Here is a 14,011-nt window from a genome sequence, read left to right as displayed (position 1 = left end):
TCGAAATCCTCGACCGAGCCCAGATCCGGATGCACCGCGTCATGACCGCCCTCAGACGACCCGATCGCCCACGGCACCCCCACATCCCCCGGCCCCGCCGACAGAGAATTGTTGGGCCCCTTGCGGAACGTCGTCCCGATCGGATGGATCGGCGGCAGATACACCACATCGAAACCCATCCCCGCGATCACCGGCAGCCGCCGCGCCGCCGTACGGAACGTCCCGTGCGGCCGCTCGGGCGTCCCCTCCGAACGCGGGAAGAACTCGTACCACGACCCGAACAACGCCCGCTCCCGCTCCACCACCAACGGCAACGGATCCGAAACCGTCACCAGTTCACGCAACGGATACCGGGCCAGCACCGCATCCACCTCGGGAGTCAGCGCAGCCGCGAGACGTGCGACCGGTGCGCGGGACTCGTCGCGCAGGGCGCGGGCTGCCGCGCACAGCAGGTCCCGCAGCGGTCCTTGCGGCACCGCTCCGGCCGCGCGCTCGTAGAGGTCGGCGCCCTCCTCCAGGACCAGGGCGACGTCGATGCGGGACGGAACCTTGATCCGGGCGTGCCGGCGCCAGGTGCTGACCGGATCGCTCCACGCCTCCACGGCGTAGGTCCAGTGACCGGTCGACAGCGGGGTCACCTCGGCGCCCCAGCGGTCACTGCCGGGCTCCAGCTCGCGCATCGGCGTCCACGGGCCGGGGTGTCCCTCGGGGTCGCAGAGGACGACGTTGGCGCCGATCGCGTCCTGCCCCTCACCGAAAACCGTGGCGCTGACCTGGAAGGTCTCCCCCTCCACCGCTTTGACGGGGCGTCGGCCGCCGTCGACGGCCGGACGGACGTCCGCGATCGGTATGCGTCCGATCGCGGCCCTCGCGCCCCCGGCGACAGGGCTCGCCCCGTCCCGGTGCGCGGTCTGCCGTTCCATCCGTCTTCGCCTCCTTCGCCGTCGTGGAGCTCGGTGCGCGCCGGCTCCGCGGTCATGGGTCCAGGGCTGCGTACGGCGCTCTGCCTACCCGTCCGTCGAAGCTGCCGGAGATGGACGTGCGGTTCGCTCACTGTGCGTGCGGAGATACAGCTCGGCGGCGTCGGCCGCCTCGCGTGCGCAGCGCTTCCCCATGAGCACGCACAGGCTGTGACCGGTGCTCTCGAAAGTGCCGCGCACCTCCCGGTTGTCGGGAGACGCGAGCATCAGGCGCTCCCACTCCCGATACCGCTCGAGATGTCTGGCGACCTCGGCTCTGGCCGGCAGGGGCATGGCACCGGTCACCTCCGCTCTCAGCGCTGAGTGTTTCACCTATGGTGCACGGCTCATCACTCAGCGTCCTGTTCGGGATTCAACCACTGGGGCTGGAGGGCTTCGTGTTGCACGAATGGAGTAGTGCTCGCACTCTGGGACTGACTCGAGAGCGACGACCGCTCACGCTTCGTGATCGGGGCCCGGCCCACAGGGGCGAGGAGGAGCGAGAGCTTCGCCGGTGAGGAGCCAACGACGATGAAGACCGCAGCGCCCTGCTACTACCACCTCGACGTCGAGGTCAGCCCGGAGCGGATCGGGCACGTCCGGCGGATCCTGGCCGCCCACCTCCGCTACTGGGATCTGGAGAGCCTCGTAGAACCCGTCTGCCAGTGCGCCGAAGCGCTGCTGCGGACGATCGACGCCCACGCCGCGGACAAGAACACCACCATCGAGATGTGGTGGAACGGTCACCACCTGATCACGGCTGTGCAGGACAGCGAGCGCGACATCCGGCCGCACTACGCGCCGAGCGGCTGTCTGGCGCAGATCGCGGCGCTGAGCAACGGCTGGGGCTGCTGCGCCACCGACGCCGGCGGAAAGATCATCTGGTTCTCGCAACGGGCCCGGGCCGGCGATCCCGCCGCGCTCGTGCCGGTGGCCCCCGCGCCGAGTCTGCGCGAGACGCGCCCCCTCCCGCGCGCACTGCCGCTCACGGCGGACGCCACGGGGCGGGAGCGGGAGGCCGCGAGGGACGGACGGCGCGAGCCGGTCGCGGCCCCCGCCTGACCACCGCGGCAAGCCGGACCCTGGCGGGCGGCACACCCCGCCGCCCGGTGACCTCGGCCCCGACGGAAGCCGGGATCCTGACTCGCCGTCAAGGGCCTGCGCACCACGGACATGCCCGCCCGAGGCTCGGTCACGTGGACAGCGCACCCCCGCGTGATCGACACTCGGCGGATGGCGAAGTACTTCGACGTTCATCCCGACAACCCTCAGCCGCGCACGATCGGCCAGGTCGCCGACAGCATCCGTGACGGTGCGCTCGTGGTGTATCCGACGGACTCCTGCTTCGCGCTGGGGTGCCGGCTGGGCAGCCGGGACGGCATGGAGCGCATCCGGGCGATCCGCCATCTCGACGAGCGCCACCACTTCACACTGGTCTGCCGGGACTTCGCGCAGCTCGGCCAGTTCGTGCACGTCGACAAGGACGTGTTCCGCGCGATCAAGGCCTCGACGCCCGGCAGCTACACGTTCATCCTGCCCGCGACCCGCGAGGTGCCGCGCAAGCTGCTGCACCCGAAGAAGAAGACGGTCGGGGTGCGCATCCCCGACCATGTGGTGGCGCAGGCGCTGCTGGCCGAGCTCGGCGAGCCGCTGCTGTCGAGCACCCTGCTCCTGCCGGGCGAGGAGGAGCCGCTGACCCAGGGCTGGGAGATCAAGGAGCGCCTCGACCACGTCGTGGACGCCGTGGTCGACTCCGGGGACTGCGGCACCGAACCGACGACGGTCATCGACTTCTCCGGGGGCGAGCCCGAGATCGTACGCAAGGGAGCGGGCGACACCTCGCGCTTCGAGTGACGTCGCGCTCCCCCCAGCCGCACCGGTGAGGTGGCCGTTCGGCCGATCCGGGGACTACGGGCGGGTGTCGTTAACACCCTGTTTGTCCGGGGAAATGATGTCCGGGCGATTCAGGGCTGCCACAAGCGGCCCGGACAGCCGTCCGCCCCACACATCAGCCACGTCACAGGGAGGCCGCCATGGCACACGGTGGCGACGTCATCGCCGAGCTCACCACCGACCACCGGGAGGTGGAAAGTCTCTTCCAGCGGATCGAGTCGCTGCCCAGCGGCCACAAGGACCGCCGCAAGCTGGCCGACGAGATGACGATCGAACTCGTACGGCATTCCGTCGCGGAGGAGCAGTATCTGTACCCGGCGGTGCGGGAGCACGTCGAGGGCGGCGGCGCGATCGCCGACAAGGAGCTCGCCGACCACGCGCGGGTGGAAAAGGCCCTCAAGCAGCTGGAGGGGTGCTCCGTCGAGGACCCCGAGTTCGACCGGACGTTCATGACCGTGAAGAACGAGGTGACCTCGCACGTCCAGGACGAGGAGAACAACCTCTTCCCCAGGCTGCGGCAGGCCTGCGGCCAGGAGATGCTCGACCAGCTCGGCGACAAGATCCGCACCGCCAAGAAGATGGCCCCTACACGCCCCCACCCGGCGGCTCCCGACACACCTCCGCTCAACAAGCTGCTCGCGCCCGGGACGGGCCTGGTCGACCGGGTCCGCGACTTCGTCACCGGCCGCGGCCGCTCCTGAACGCGGAAGCAGTCAACGCGGGGGCGGCCCGCCTGGACACGGAAGCAGCCCGCTTGAACGCGGAGGGCGGCCCGCCTGAACACCGAAGCAGCCCGCTTGAACGCGGGAGCAGCCGGCCCGGACGCGACGGGAGCGGCCGGCCTGGACACCGGAGCGGCCGGCCTGGACACCGGAGCCGCCGGCCTGGACACCGGAGCCGCCGGCCTGGACACCGGAGCCGCCGGCCTGGACGCGACGGGAGCAGCCGCCCGCGGACCCGCCTCAGCCGGCGACCGGGTCCCCGACAGGGCCGCCCTCGTCCACGGGCTCGCCGTGCAGTCGCTTCACGAGGGAGTCCCGGTGCAGGCCGACGAGCGGCGCCAGCAGGTCGGGGTGGCGCAGCAGGGGCGCCGCCCGGTGGTCCTGCTCACCGGGGTCGGTGAGCCTGCGGAAGTCGAACACCAGCCCCCGGGTGTGCTCGCCGCCGTCGAGTGCCGCGACGGCGTCGCGGGCGAGGGACGGCGTGGTCAGCAGGCAGGCCGCCCAGCTGGCGACCACCTCGTCCACCCAGGTCCGCCAGCCGGCGTCGGCCTCGTCGACGGCCGCCGTCTCCGCTCCGGTCAGCCAGTCCAGGCGGTCGGAGCCGCCGGGCCCGACGAACACGACGAGGGCCGCGTCGGCCTCGGTGGGGTAGCGCAGCCAGGCGGCGACCATGACGGCCTGGGACGCCTGGGCCTCGGCGAGGGCGGCGTCCAGGGCTCCTCCGGTCCCGGGATAGGAGCGCAGCAGCCACTGGGTGGTGGCGGCTATGACGGGGGACAGATCGGCTGACATCGGCGTCACGCTACCGGCCGGCCGGAAACGGAGAAATGGCGCCAATCACATGGGGAGCCCACCAAACGGTGTGTTCCATCACAGGTGCGGCTCCCGGCGGCGGCACGCCGGTGTGGACCTGGCCTGGAGACAGGCGCAGGCTGGAAGAAGCCGAAGAAGAGGGACGAACACCTCGTGGTGCGGGGAAGTGATCCCGATGGAAGCCAAGCAGTGGACCGTGGACATCTACATCACCGAGGACGGCGACGACACCCATGCCCGCGCCGTGCTGAGGGCGCCTGACGCGTCGACCGTCGCCGGCAGGGGCGAGGCCCGGCGCAACCCCGCCGACCGGCCGATCCCCGAGATCGGCGACGAGCTCGCCGCCAGCCGGGCGCTGGAGGACCTGGCCATCCGGCTGCACGACGTCGCCTCCGAGGACATCGTCCAGATGGCGGGCCCTGCCGAACCGTGACGGCTGTCCTCCGCGCACCCGGAGGGCCATGGGGCCGATCGGCCCTGGTGGTCGCCGCGGGCGCGTGGTGTGCTGATGGTGACGGGAAGGACCTGCGAAAGACGCGGAGAAGCGGCCGGCGGCCGCGCACCGCGCAATCAGGATCCGAGAGAACCGGATGGGTCCTTCCCGCCCCGTGCGTCCTGTGGAGTCCCGGCGCCGGGTGCGGTCTGCCCGGCCGTCGCGGCGGCAGGAACGAAAGGACAGTGAAGCCATGGCCTCTGTCACCACCGTGGGCGCGGCCCTTCCCGCCGAGCACCGCGAGCGGCTGATGCGGATCGCCCGCGAGGTCTCCTTCGACGAGGGGACCCGGCTGTTCGAGGAAGGCCGGCGGGCCGACCGGTTCTGGATCGTACGGACCGGCACCGTGGCTCTGGACGTGCATGTGCCCGGCCGCCGGCCCGCCGTCATCGAGTCGCTGGGCCACGGCGAGCTGGTCGGCTGGTCCTGGCACTTCGAACCGCATGTCTGGCAGTTGGGTGCCGAGGCCATGTCCCCGGTGCGGGCCTACGAGTTCGACGCGGTGACCGTGCGGGCGATGTGCGCCGAGGACCCCGAGTTCGGCCGTGCCGTCGCCGTCTGGGTGGGCCAGGTCCTCGCCCACCGGCTGAACGCGGCCCGCATCCGGCTGCTCGACCTGTACGGCCCCTACGGCAGCGGCAGCCCCTGAGAGCCGGTCCCCGACCGCCGGGGACCGCGTCCGAGCCCGAGGAGGAATCGTGACCGCCGGCCCGCACGTCGTCAGCGACGTGATGACGCACACCGTCGTCGCCGTCGGCCGTGACGCCCCGTTCAAGGACATCGTCAAGCTCATGGAGCAGTGGAAGGTCAGCGCGCTGCCCGTGCTGGAGGGCGAGGGCCGGGTGGTCGGCGTGGTCTCCGAGGCCGACCTGCTGCCCAAGGAGGGGTTCCGCGACAGCGATCCGGATTCGTACACGCAGATGCGGCGCCTGTCCGACCTGGGCAAGGCCGGGGCGGTGACCGCGGGCGAGCTGATGACCGCTCCGGCGGTCACCGTGCACGCCGACTCGACCCTCGCCCAGGCCGCTCGCATCATGGCCCTGCGCAAGGTGAAGCGGCTCCCCGTGATCAACGACGAGGGTCTGCTCGAAGGCGTCGTCAGCCGCGCCGACCTGCTCAAGGTGTTCCTGCGGGAGGACAACGACATCGCCGACGAGATACGCCGCGACATCGTCGACGTCCTCTTCCCCGCACCCGTGGAGCCGATCCACGTCATGGTCGCCGAGGGTGTCGTCACCCTCACGGGGAAGGTCGGCGACACGACCGTGATCCCCATGACCGTCCGGCTGGCGCGTGCCGTCGAGGGCGTGGTCGACGTGGACTGCCACCTCTCCGGGGCCGAGACGGGCTGACCGCCGACCACCCGCTTCAGCGGGCCGCGCGCGTCAACAGGCGCGCGCTTCAGCAGGTCCCTACCGCCACTGCGGCCCGACGCACTCCCACTCCCGGGCCCATTCCTCCATGCGCTGCCGCTCCAGGCGCCCGCGCACCAGCCACCCGCAGGCCAGCACTCCGCCCGCGGCACCGGAGCCGACGATCGTGCCGACGAGCGACGCCTGCAACCGTGTCTCGGCTCCGGTGGCCGGTTTGGACACCAGGTTCCCGGCGTCGTCCGTCCACACGGTTACCGGGTCTCCCGCCTTCAGCCCGGGCTCGACCCTCGCCAGACCCGTGTGCGGGCCTCCGGGTGCGCTCCAGCGGACGTTCGCCCACACGCCACCGTCGCCGTAGGCGTGCGCATCTTCCGTGGTTCTCGCCGCGTCCTGGGTCAGCACGGCCCGCACGGGGTGGGAGTGGGCGGCCCGGACGGCCAGACCGTGTTCCACGGCCCCCGCCCCCGCTCGCCCCGCGAGCACCCCGGCCAGCAGGACCAGCAACCAGGTGACGAGGACGATCCAGGCCTCGAAGCGGTCGCTGCGCCGCAGCAGCGGATTGCGTCGCCACCGCCACAGCCACACCCTGGTCCCCGCCGTACGACAGGTCGTCGCCATCGGTCGTCACCTTCTCGGGGCGCGTCATGTGACGCTGTCGGCTCTCCGGGGCCACCGCGACACCTCGTCCTGCGGGAAGTCGGCCTCGAGGTCCGGAACCCGGGGCGGCCCCATGAGCGCGCAGTCCACGTCCACCACGCCCTCGACGCCCCGCACCAGCCGTGCGGTGACGGGCACCAGACCGGTGTCGCGGATCCGGCCGGTGAGCCGCACGACGCCGTCCCGCACCTCCACGCGGATCGGCTCCAAGGGGGCGGGGAACAGACGGGCGACGATCTCGCGGCGGATCTCCTCGGCGATGTCCTCGTCGTCGCGCAGGTACACCTCGAGCAGGTCGGAACGGCTGACGATGCCGAGCAGCGTGCCCCTGTCGTCGACGACCGGGAGACGTTTCACCCTGGCCCGGGCCATGGTCCGGGCGGCCTGGGCGAGGGTGGCGTCCACGTGGACCGTGACGGCGGGCGCGGTCATGAGCTCCTCGGCGGTCACCGCGTCGGCCTTGGCGAGGTCGGCCGCCCGCTCCAGCGACGCGTACCGGCCGGGTTCGCCGTCGCGGAGCTCCTGCTTGCGCAGCAGGTCGGCCTCGGAGACGACGCCGACGACCCGGTTGCCCTCCCGCAGGACGGGCAGGGCGCTGACCTTCCACTGCCCCATGGCCTTGACGATGTCCTTGAACGTCGCCGCGTGGCCGACGGCGACGACCCTGCGCGTCATGACGTCGCCGACGAGGTGGGGGGTGCCGTGCATGGTGTCCTCCGATCGATGCCGCAGGGGTCCGGGCGAGGGCCGCCGGCCCGGTCACACGGTGATGCGCCGTCCGGTGATCCTGTGGGGATCGATACGGATCCACAGATCACGTTGCCCGCCCGCCCACGGCGTGCTGTACGCCTGCTCCTCCAGCCGCCGGACGGAGTCGGGGTCCGTGACGGTGCGGGCGTGTCCGCACACGAGCACACTCCAGCCCTGGCTGAACGATCCGTCGATGCGGTCGACCTCGAAGGCAACCTGGGAGTCGGCGGCCTGCGAGGGCACCGCCTCCGGGGCGGTCCTGAAGACGATCGAGCCGCCGACGACGCCGTAGTTGACGGGAACGATCACCGGCCCCGACTCCGTGGGCACCGCGAGCCGCCCCACGCCGTGCGTGCACAGCAGGTCCCGGCACTCCCGGATGCTGAGTTCGGTGAACTTCGGGTGCCCTCCGGCCTGTCCGAGGCCGGGCGGCAGGTCGACGTCCCCGCCGGTGAGTTCGAGCACGGTGGTCTCCAGTGCGCCGGCCAGCCTCAGCAGGGTGCTGACGCCGGGCGCCGCGGTGGGTTGCTCCTCCAGGTACTGCAGATAGCTGGAGGCCATGCCGGCCCGGCACGCCGCCTCCTTGCGGGACAGTCCGAGCTCCTCGCGCCGCAGGGCGATCCGGCGTCCGAGATTGCCGGGTGGGTGGTGACCCTGGTGACCCTCCACCGCGTCCGGCGATGCGTGTGTGGGCATGGCGCGTCACTTCCTTCCGTCAGGTCGCCCGGACGGCGACGACTTCGTGCTGCTCCCCGCCCAGTACGACCTTGAGCGCGCCGGTGTCGGCGCCCCGGCCGAAGACGTCGTACGCCTCCTCCATCTGCTCCAGCGGGAAGGTGTGCGTGACCAGCGACGAGGTGGGCAGCCGGCCGGCGGCCGCCATCCGCAGCAGCGTGGGCGTGGAGTACGTGTCGACCAGGCCGGTGGTGATGGTGACGTTCCTGCTCCACAGGTCCTCCAGGTGCAGGGTCACGGGCCGCCCGTGCACGCCGACGTTGGCGATGTGCCCGCCGGGCCGCACCACGCGTGTGCACAACTCGAAGCTCTCCGGCACTCCGACCGCCTCGATGACCACGTCCGCGCCCAGTCCGTCGGTGAGGTCGGCGATCAGCTCCTGGGCGTCGGCTGGGTCGGCCAGGGCGTCGGCGCCGAGCCCCTTGGCGGCGTCCAGCCGCATCGCGGCCGGGTCCACCGCGACGATCCGCTCGGGGGCGAACAGCCGGGCGGTGGCGATCGCCGCGAGCCCGATGGGGCCGGCTCCGACGACGACCACGCTGTCCCCGGGGCGGACGTGTCCGTTGAGCACGCCCACCTCGTAGGCGGTGGGGAAGATGTCCGCGAGCAGCACGGCGTCCTTGCTGTCGACCGTGCCGGGCATGGCGTGCACGGACAGGTCGGCGTAGGGCACCCGGACGTACTCGGCCTGCGTTCCGTCGATGACATGCCCGAGGGTCCAGCCGCCGCCTCCGCGGCACTGGCCGTACGTCCGCTCCCAGCAGTACCCGCACCGGCCGCAGGCGGTGATGCAGGAGACCAGGACGCGCTCCCCCGGCTGTACGGCGTGCAGGTCCCGTCCGGCCTCCACGATCTCGCCGACCGCCTCGTGCCCCAGCACCGTGCCGGGGCGCACCTCGGGCACGTCGCCCTTGAGGATGTGCAGATCCGTCCCGCAGATGGTGGTGGTCTCGACGCGCACGATCGCGTCGGTGGATTCCTTGATGTCCGGGTCCGGGACCTCCTCCCAGGCGGACTTTCCGGGGCCGTGGAAGACGAAGCCCTTCATGACGATCCTTCCTTCCTCCCCCCGGGCGCCAGGGCCCGGGGACCGTCCGGAAGCCGGTACGGCGGTACATCCGGCGTCGAGCCGGACTTCCCCATTACATCCAGCTTGTCCCACCTTGCGGGGTTCTGCTTGGGCCGGTCGGCCCCCGATCACCGGCCGGCCCTGGCGGACCGCACGAGCTGGATGTGGACGGGCCTTTCGAGTACCCCTCCGCGCGCCCCTGCTTCTGCTGAGCGTCGCCGAAGCCGGGCGCGATCCTGCCGCCGCTCCGGAGGCCACCCCTGCCACTAGGAGGTCCCCGGCCCTGGACAGATGGGGTCAGGACGCCCAGGTCCAGTCGGCGACCTCCGGCATGTCCGTACCGTGATCGCGGATCCACGCCTCGTGGCGGGTGCGGGCGTCGGCCATCTGCTGGCGCACGGCGGCGGCACGCACCGCGAGGCCGGGGACGCGGTCGATGACGTCCATGACCAGGCGGTAGCGGTCGAGGTCGTTGCGGACCACCATGTCGAACGGCGTGGTCGTGGTCCCGGCCTCCTTGTAGCCGCGCACGTGCAGGTTCCGGTGGCCGGTGCGGCGGTAGGCCAGGCGGTGGATCAGCCACGGGTAGCCGTGGTAGGCGAAGATCACGGGCTTGTCGGCGGTGAACAGGCCGTCGTACTCGAAGTCCGGCATGCCGTGCGGATGTTCCTCGCGCGGCATCAGCCGGGCCATGTCGACCACGTTGACCACCCGGACCGCGAGTTCGGGCAGGTGCCGGCGCAGTAGTTGCGCGGCGGCCAGCACCTCCTGCGTCGGCACGTCTCCGGCGCAGGCGAGGACCACGTCGGGCTCTCCGCCGTTCTCGGTGCCCGCCCAGTCCCAGATCCCGGCACCGCGCGCACAGTGGGCGCGGGCCTGGTCCAGGGACAGCCAGTCGAAGCACGGCTGCTTGCCCGCCACGATCACGTTGACGTAGTCGCGGCTGCGCAGGGCGTGGTCCGCGACGGACAGCAGTGTGTTGGCGTCCGGCGGCAGATAGACCCGGACCACCTCCGGGCTCTTGTTGAGGACGTGGTCGACGAAGCCGGGGTCCTGGTGGGAGAAGCCGTTGTGGTCCTGGCGCCACACGTGCGAGGTCAGCAGGTAGTTGAGGGAGGCGATGGGGGCGCGCCAGGGCAGCCGCCGGGAGGTCTTCAGCCACTTGATGTGCTGGTTGACCATCGAGTCGACGATGTGCACGAACGCCTCGTAGCAGGAGAACAGCCCGTGGCGGCCGGTGAGGAGGTAGCCCTCCAGCCAGCCCTGGCAGAGGTGTTCGGACAGGATCTCCATCACACGGCCGTGCCGGTCGAGGTGTTCGTCGACCTGGAGCACCTGGCCCTGCCAGGCCTTGCCGCTGGCGTCGAGGACGGCCTGCAGCCGGTTGGAGGCGGTCTCGTCCGGGCCGACCAGGCGGAAGTCCCGCCGCGTCGCGGTGTCCTTCATGATCTGTTGCAGCAGGCCGCCGAGGACGCGGGTGGGTTCGTGCAGGGCCGAGCCCGGCTTCTCGACGGGTACCGCGAAGTCGTCCAGGGAAGGGATGGGCAGGCCCCGCACGAGCAGCCCGCCGTTGGCGTGCGGGGTGGCGCCGAGCCTGCGGGCACCGGCGGGCACGCAGGCGAGCACGTCGGCGCGCGGGCGGCCGTCGGCGTCGAAGAGTTCCTCGGGCCGGTACGACTTCAGCCAGGCCTCCAACTGGCGCAGATGCTCGGGGTTCTCCCGGACGCCCGCCAGCGGCACCTGGTGGGAGCGCCAGGTCCCGGCGACCGGTTCGCCGTCCACCTCGGCGGGCCCGGTCCAGCCCTTGGGAGTGCGCAGCACGATCACCGGCCAGTGCGCCCGCTCCGCTCCCTCGTCCTCGCGCGCCGTGCGTTGCAGCTCGGCGATGCGGTCCAGGGCGGCGTCGAAGGCCTCCGCCATGGCGCGGTGCACCTGGAGGGGGTCGTCGCTGGTGACGTGGATCGGCTCGTGGCCGTACCCCCGCAGCAGTTCGTCGAGTTCGGGCTCGGGGAGCCGGGCCAGGACGGTGGGGTTGGCGATCTTGTACCCGTTGAGGTGGAGGATCGGCAGGACCGCGCCGTCGTGGACGGGGTCGAGGAACTTGTCGGAGTGCCAGGAGGCGGCAAGCGGACCGGTCTCCGCCTCGCCGTCACCGATCACGCAGGCGACCACCAGGTCCGGGTTGTCGAAGGCGGCTCCGTAGGCGTGGGCGAGCGAGTAGCCGAGTTCGCCGCCCTCGTGGATGGAGCCCGGCACGTCCGGGGCGACATGGCTGGGTACGCCACCCGGGAAGGAGAACTGCTTGAACAGCTTCGCCATCCCTTCGGCGTCCCGTGTCACGTCCGGGTAGGTCTCGCTGTAGCTGCCCTCCAGCCAGGAGCCCGCGAACACGGACGGCCCGCCGTGCCCGGGCCCCCAGATGCACAGGGCGTTCAGGTCGCGCGCCTTGATGACCCGGTTGAGGTGGGTGTACACGAGGTTGAGTCCGGGCGAGGTGCCCCAGTGGCCGAGGAGGCGGGGTTTGATGTGCTCGGGCCTGAGGGGCTCGGTCAGCAGCGGGTTGGACATCAGGTAGATCTGACCGGCGGCCAGGTAGTTGGCGGCCCGCCAGTGGGCGTCGAGGGTGTGCAGCTCCTCGTCGGTCAGTACGGTGCCGGGGTGCTCGGTGTCGGGCATCGGTGACTCCACACGTCGTCGGGGTGTTCATCGGGCGCGGCGGGCTGGGGTACCCGTTGTGCGGGGGTACGAACGCCGCCGGTACCGTCCGCCGGGGGGCGACGGCGACCGGGCAGGCGGCACGGTGCAGCGGGGTCGGACCGCCGTCCCGAGACCGGTGTCAGGCATGCGGGACGACGGCGACCGGACAGGCCACGTGGTGGAGCACGGCGTGCGCGACGGAGCCGATGTGCGGGCCGAACACGCCGTCCCGTGTCCGGCGCCCCACGACGACGAGACAGGCACGGGTGGAGGCACGCACCAGCTGCGGGGCGGGGCGGCCAGTGGAGACGGTCTCGGACACCGGGACCCCGGGAAACTTCTCGCGCCAGGGCCGCAGCGCGGCGTTCACGAGGTGCTCCTGTTCGGCCAGCACCTCCGGCCCCGCGGCCGCGTGCGCATGGACGTCGCCGACGGCGTGGACCACGTGCAGCGCGGTGCCGCGGCGGCGGGCCGAGTCGAAGGCGAACCCGATCGGCTCGTCGAGCGGGTGCCGCGGGTCCAGCCCGAGCACGACGTCGCGGAAGGGGATCTCGGGGATCTCCTCGGGAGAGACGCCGTCCAGGGCCGGGAGGTGCTCGTCGGCGGAGGTCTCACCGGCGCGTACGAGCACCACGGGGCGCGCTGCCCTGGCGACGACACGTTGGGACACCCAGCCGACCACGAACCCGGCGACGCGGCCCAGACCACGGGATCCCAGCACCAGCATCTCCGCATCCGCGGCCGCCGCGAGCAACGCGGTCACCGGGGACTCGGCCGGCAGAAGTGCCTCCACTTCCAGCCCCGGATGCGCGGCGCGCACGCTGCGCACGGCCCGCTCCAGGATCTGCTCGCCCACCTCGCGCCGGTCGTCCCCGCACCCGCCGGACGGCGCCGGGAGCGGTTGCCGCCTCCAGGCGTGGACGACGTGGAGCGGCGCACCCCGGCGCAGCGCCTCCCGGGCGGCCCAGTGGGCGGCCGCGAGGCTCTCGCCGGACCCGTCGACTCCCGCGGTGACCGGCCGGACCATGGCGCGCACCTCCTGTCCGGGCTCTGCTGTTCCTGCGTCGAGCCTGGCGCGGGAACGGCGTCGCGCGCAGGGGCCACAGGGACCCATCAGGGGGCCCAACGGCCCAAGGCCCCCACGCCCGGCCCGTCACCTCGCGGTGCCCGGCCGGGGCGCACGACCCCAGGTGGCCGGGGTCGTCGGCGCGGTGCCGGACGTCCCGGACCGGGGGCCGTGTGGCCCATGGCCCGGGGACGGGAGGCGGGGTCACGCTGGGAGCGTCGGGTCCCCACGCCGCCCCCTGGAGGCCGTGATGAACGCTCCCCCCACGACCAGCATGCTGCGTGCGCTGTCCCTCCGGCACCGCGAGCGGCTGATGCGCACCGCCCGTGAGGTGTCCTTCCCACAGGGAACCCGCCTGTGCGAGGAGGGCGGACGCGCCGACCGGTTCTGGATCATCCGCTCCGGCACCGTAGACCTCGATCTGCACGTGCCCGGCCGCCGCGCCGCGGTCATCGAGACCCTGGGCCACGACGAACTCCTCGGCTGGTCCTGGCTGTTCGGCCCGCACGCCTGGCACCTGGGCGCCGAGACGACGACACCGGTACGGGCGTACGAGTTCGACGCCGCGGCGGTCCGCTCGATGTGCCAGGACGACCCAGTGCTCGGCTTCGCGGTCGCCCAGTGGGCGGGCTGCATCCTGTCCCACCGCCTCGGCTCGGAACGCACCCGGCTGCTGGACCTGTACGCCCCCTACGGCAGCGGCAGCTTCGGCTGACGAGGACCCGGCAGGCCGTGGTGACCGGGACGGTCCCCTCAGGGGCGGCGGTCGCTCCGGGGGACGGCT

General features: G+C 72.2%; 16 protein-coding genes. 7 read left to right on the top strand and 9 right to left on the bottom strand.

Annotated elements, in window-relative coordinates:
- Positions 1 to 923, bottom strand: a 923-nt coding sequence (locus SY2F82_RS33780; protein WP_200422881.1) for a maltotransferase domain-containing protein, incomplete at its 3' end; no start/stop codon positions are given.
- 84 nt (positions 924 to 1,007) lie between these two features.
- Entirely contained in the window at positions 1,008 to 1,253 is a 246-nt protein-coding gene (locus SY2F82_RS33775) for a DUF5133 domain-containing protein (protein WP_200422880.1), read from the bottom strand.
- Between the two features lie 237 nt (positions 1,254 to 1,490).
- Between SY2F82_RS33775 and SY2F82_RS33770 the strand changes: the two genes are divergently transcribed.
- The 3 genes from SY2F82_RS33770 to SY2F82_RS33760 all read left to right on the top strand — a co-directional run bounded on the left by SY2F82_RS33770 (position 1,491) and on the right by SY2F82_RS33760 (position 3,553).
- Positions 1,491 to 2,021 (top strand): pep a2, encoded by a 531-nt coding sequence (locus SY2F82_RS33770; RefSeq protein WP_236041935.1) that lies wholly within the window; start codon positions 1,491 to 1,493, stop codon positions 2,019 to 2,021.
- A gap of 171 nt (positions 2,022 to 2,192) precedes the next feature.
- Positions 2,193 to 2,813: an L-threonylcarbamoyladenylate synthase gene (locus SY2F82_RS33765; protein WP_200422879.1), complete on the top strand. Its 621-nt coding sequence runs from the start codon at positions 2,193 to 2,195 to the stop codon at positions 2,811 to 2,813.
- Between the two features lie 179 nt (positions 2,814 to 2,992).
- Positions 2,993 to 3,553, top strand: coding sequence for a hemerythrin domain-containing protein (locus tag SY2F82_RS33760; RefSeq protein ID WP_200422878.1), 561 nt, complete (start codon positions 2,993 to 2,995; stop codon positions 3,551 to 3,553).
- A 261-nt stretch (positions 3,554 to 3,814) separates the two neighbouring features.
- On the opposite strand, the gene SY2F82_RS33755 is transcribed toward SY2F82_RS33760, so the two are convergent.
- Positions 3,815 to 4,366, bottom strand: a complete 552-nt coding sequence (locus SY2F82_RS33755) for a hypothetical protein (protein WP_200422877.1) — start codon at positions 4,364 to 4,366, stop codon at positions 3,815 to 3,817.
- A 196-nt stretch (positions 4,367 to 4,562) separates the two neighbouring features.
- Between SY2F82_RS33755 and SY2F82_RS33750 the strand changes: the two genes are divergently transcribed.
- The 3 genes from SY2F82_RS33750 (at position 4,563) to SY2F82_RS33740 (ending at position 6,232) form a co-directional block, all read left to right on the top strand.
- Positions 4,563 to 4,820, top strand: a complete 258-nt coding sequence (locus SY2F82_RS33750) for a DUF1876 domain-containing protein (protein WP_236041934.1) — start codon at positions 4,563 to 4,565, stop codon at positions 4,818 to 4,820.
- Positions 4,821 to 5,073: 253 nt separating this feature from the next.
- Positions 5,074 to 5,529 (top strand): Crp/Fnr family transcriptional regulator, encoded by a 456-nt coding sequence (locus SY2F82_RS33745; RefSeq protein WP_200422875.1) that lies wholly within the window; start codon positions 5,074 to 5,076, stop codon positions 5,527 to 5,529.
- Positions 5,530 to 5,578: 49 nt separating this feature from the next.
- A complete protein-coding gene (locus SY2F82_RS33740; RefSeq protein WP_200422874.1) occupies positions 5,579 to 6,232 on the top strand; it encodes a CBS domain-containing protein in 654 nt (217 codons plus the stop codon).
- A gap of 60 nt (positions 6,233 to 6,292) precedes the next feature.
- Here the strand turns inward: SY2F82_RS33740 and SY2F82_RS33735 are convergent, their stop codons facing one another.
- The 6 genes from SY2F82_RS33735 to SY2F82_RS33710 all read right to left on the bottom strand — a co-directional run bounded on the left by SY2F82_RS33735 (position 6,293) and on the right by SY2F82_RS33710 (position 13,188).
- Positions 6,293 to 6,871, bottom strand: coding sequence for a hypothetical protein (locus SY2F82_RS33735; RefSeq protein WP_200422873.1), 579 nt, complete (start codon positions 6,869 to 6,871; stop codon positions 6,293 to 6,295).
- A gap of 24 nt (positions 6,872 to 6,895) precedes the next feature.
- Entirely contained in the window at positions 6,896 to 7,618 is a 723-nt protein-coding gene (locus SY2F82_RS33730) for a CBS domain-containing protein (RefSeq protein ID WP_200422872.1), read from the bottom strand.
- A 51-nt stretch (positions 7,619 to 7,669) separates the two neighbouring features.
- Entirely contained in the window at positions 7,670 to 8,356 is a 687-nt protein-coding gene (locus tag SY2F82_RS33725) for a pyridoxamine 5'-phosphate oxidase family protein (protein WP_200422871.1), read from the bottom strand.
- 19 nt (positions 8,357 to 8,375) lie between these two features.
- Positions 8,376 to 9,443, bottom strand: coding sequence for a zinc-dependent alcohol dehydrogenase family protein (locus SY2F82_RS33720; RefSeq protein WP_200422870.1), 1,068 nt, complete (start codon positions 9,441 to 9,443; stop codon positions 8,376 to 8,378).
- A 318-nt stretch (positions 9,444 to 9,761) separates the two neighbouring features.
- Positions 9,762 to 12,140: a phosphoketolase gene (locus SY2F82_RS33715; RefSeq protein ID WP_200422869.1), complete on the bottom strand. Its 2,379-nt coding sequence runs from the start codon at positions 12,138 to 12,140 to the stop codon at positions 9,762 to 9,764.
- Between the two features lie 160 nt (positions 12,141 to 12,300).
- Positions 12,301 to 13,188 carry a universal stress protein gene (locus SY2F82_RS33710; protein WP_200422868.1) on the bottom strand — a complete coding sequence of 296 codons (888 nt, stop codon included), beginning with the start codon at positions 13,186 to 13,188 and terminating at the stop codon, positions 12,301 to 12,303.
- Between the two features lie 289 nt (positions 13,189 to 13,477).
- Here SY2F82_RS33710 and SY2F82_RS33705 point away from each other — a divergent pair, with 289 nt between their 5' ends.
- Entirely contained in the window at positions 13,478 to 13,942 is a 465-nt protein-coding gene (locus tag SY2F82_RS33705; protein WP_200422867.1) for a cyclic nucleotide-binding domain-containing protein, read from the top strand.
- The last annotated feature ends 69 nt before the right edge of the window (positions 13,943 to 14,011 follow it).

This window comes from Streptomyces sp. Y2F8-2 (assembly GCF_014905555.1).
Classification (GTDB): Bacteria; Actinomycetota; Actinomycetes; order Streptomycetales; family Streptomycetaceae; genus Streptomyces; species Streptomyces cynarae.
This window is presented reverse-complemented; position numbering and strand designations above follow the sequence as displayed.

Coding starts and splice junctions, on each gene's coding strand:
- SY2F82_RS33775 (WP_200422880.1), bottom strand. CDS start 1,253: ATGCCCCTGCCGGCCAGAGCCGAGGTCGCCAGACATCTCGAGCGGTAT.
- SY2F82_RS33770 (WP_236041935.1), top strand. CDS start 1,491: ATGAAGACCGCAGCGCCCTGCTACTACCACCTCGACGTCGAGGTCAGC.
- SY2F82_RS33765 (WP_200422879.1), top strand. CDS start 2,193: ATGGCGAAGTACTTCGACGTTCATCCCGACAACCCTCAGCCGCGCACG.
- SY2F82_RS33760 (WP_200422878.1), top strand. CDS start 2,993: ATGGCACACGGTGGCGACGTCATCGCCGAGCTCACCACCGACCACCGG.
- SY2F82_RS33755 (WP_200422877.1), bottom strand. CDS start 4,366: ATGTCAGCCGATCTGTCCCCCGTCATAGCCGCCACCACCCAGTGGCTG.
- SY2F82_RS33750 (WP_236041934.1), top strand. CDS start 4,563: ATGGAAGCCAAGCAGTGGACCGTGGACATCTACATCACCGAGGACGGC.
- SY2F82_RS33745 (WP_200422875.1), top strand. CDS start 5,074: ATGGCCTCTGTCACCACCGTGGGCGCGGCCCTTCCCGCCGAGCACCGC.
- SY2F82_RS33735 (WP_200422873.1), bottom strand. CDS start 6,871: ATGGCGACGACCTGTCGTACGGCGGGGACCAGGGTGTGGCTGTGGCGG.
- SY2F82_RS33730 (WP_200422872.1), bottom strand. CDS start 7,618: ATGCACGGCACCCCCCACCTCGTCGGCGACGTCATGACGCGCAGGGTC.
- SY2F82_RS33725 (WP_200422871.1), bottom strand. CDS start 8,356: ATGCCCACACACGCATCGCCGGACGCGGTGGAGGGTCACCAGGGTCAC.
- SY2F82_RS33720 (WP_200422870.1), bottom strand. CDS start 9,443: ATGAAGGGCTTCGTCTTCCACGGCCCCGGAAAGTCCGCCTGGGAGGAG.
- SY2F82_RS33715 (WP_200422869.1), bottom strand. CDS start 12,140: ATGCCCGACACCGAGCACCCCGGCACCGTACTGACCGACGAGGAGCTG.
- SY2F82_RS33710 (WP_200422868.1), bottom strand. CDS start 13,188: ATGGTCCGGCCGGTCACCGCGGGAGTCGACGGGTCCGGCGAGAGCCTC.
- SY2F82_RS33705 (WP_200422867.1), top strand. CDS start 13,478: ATGAACGCTCCCCCCACGACCAGCATGCTGCGTGCGCTGTCCCTCCGG.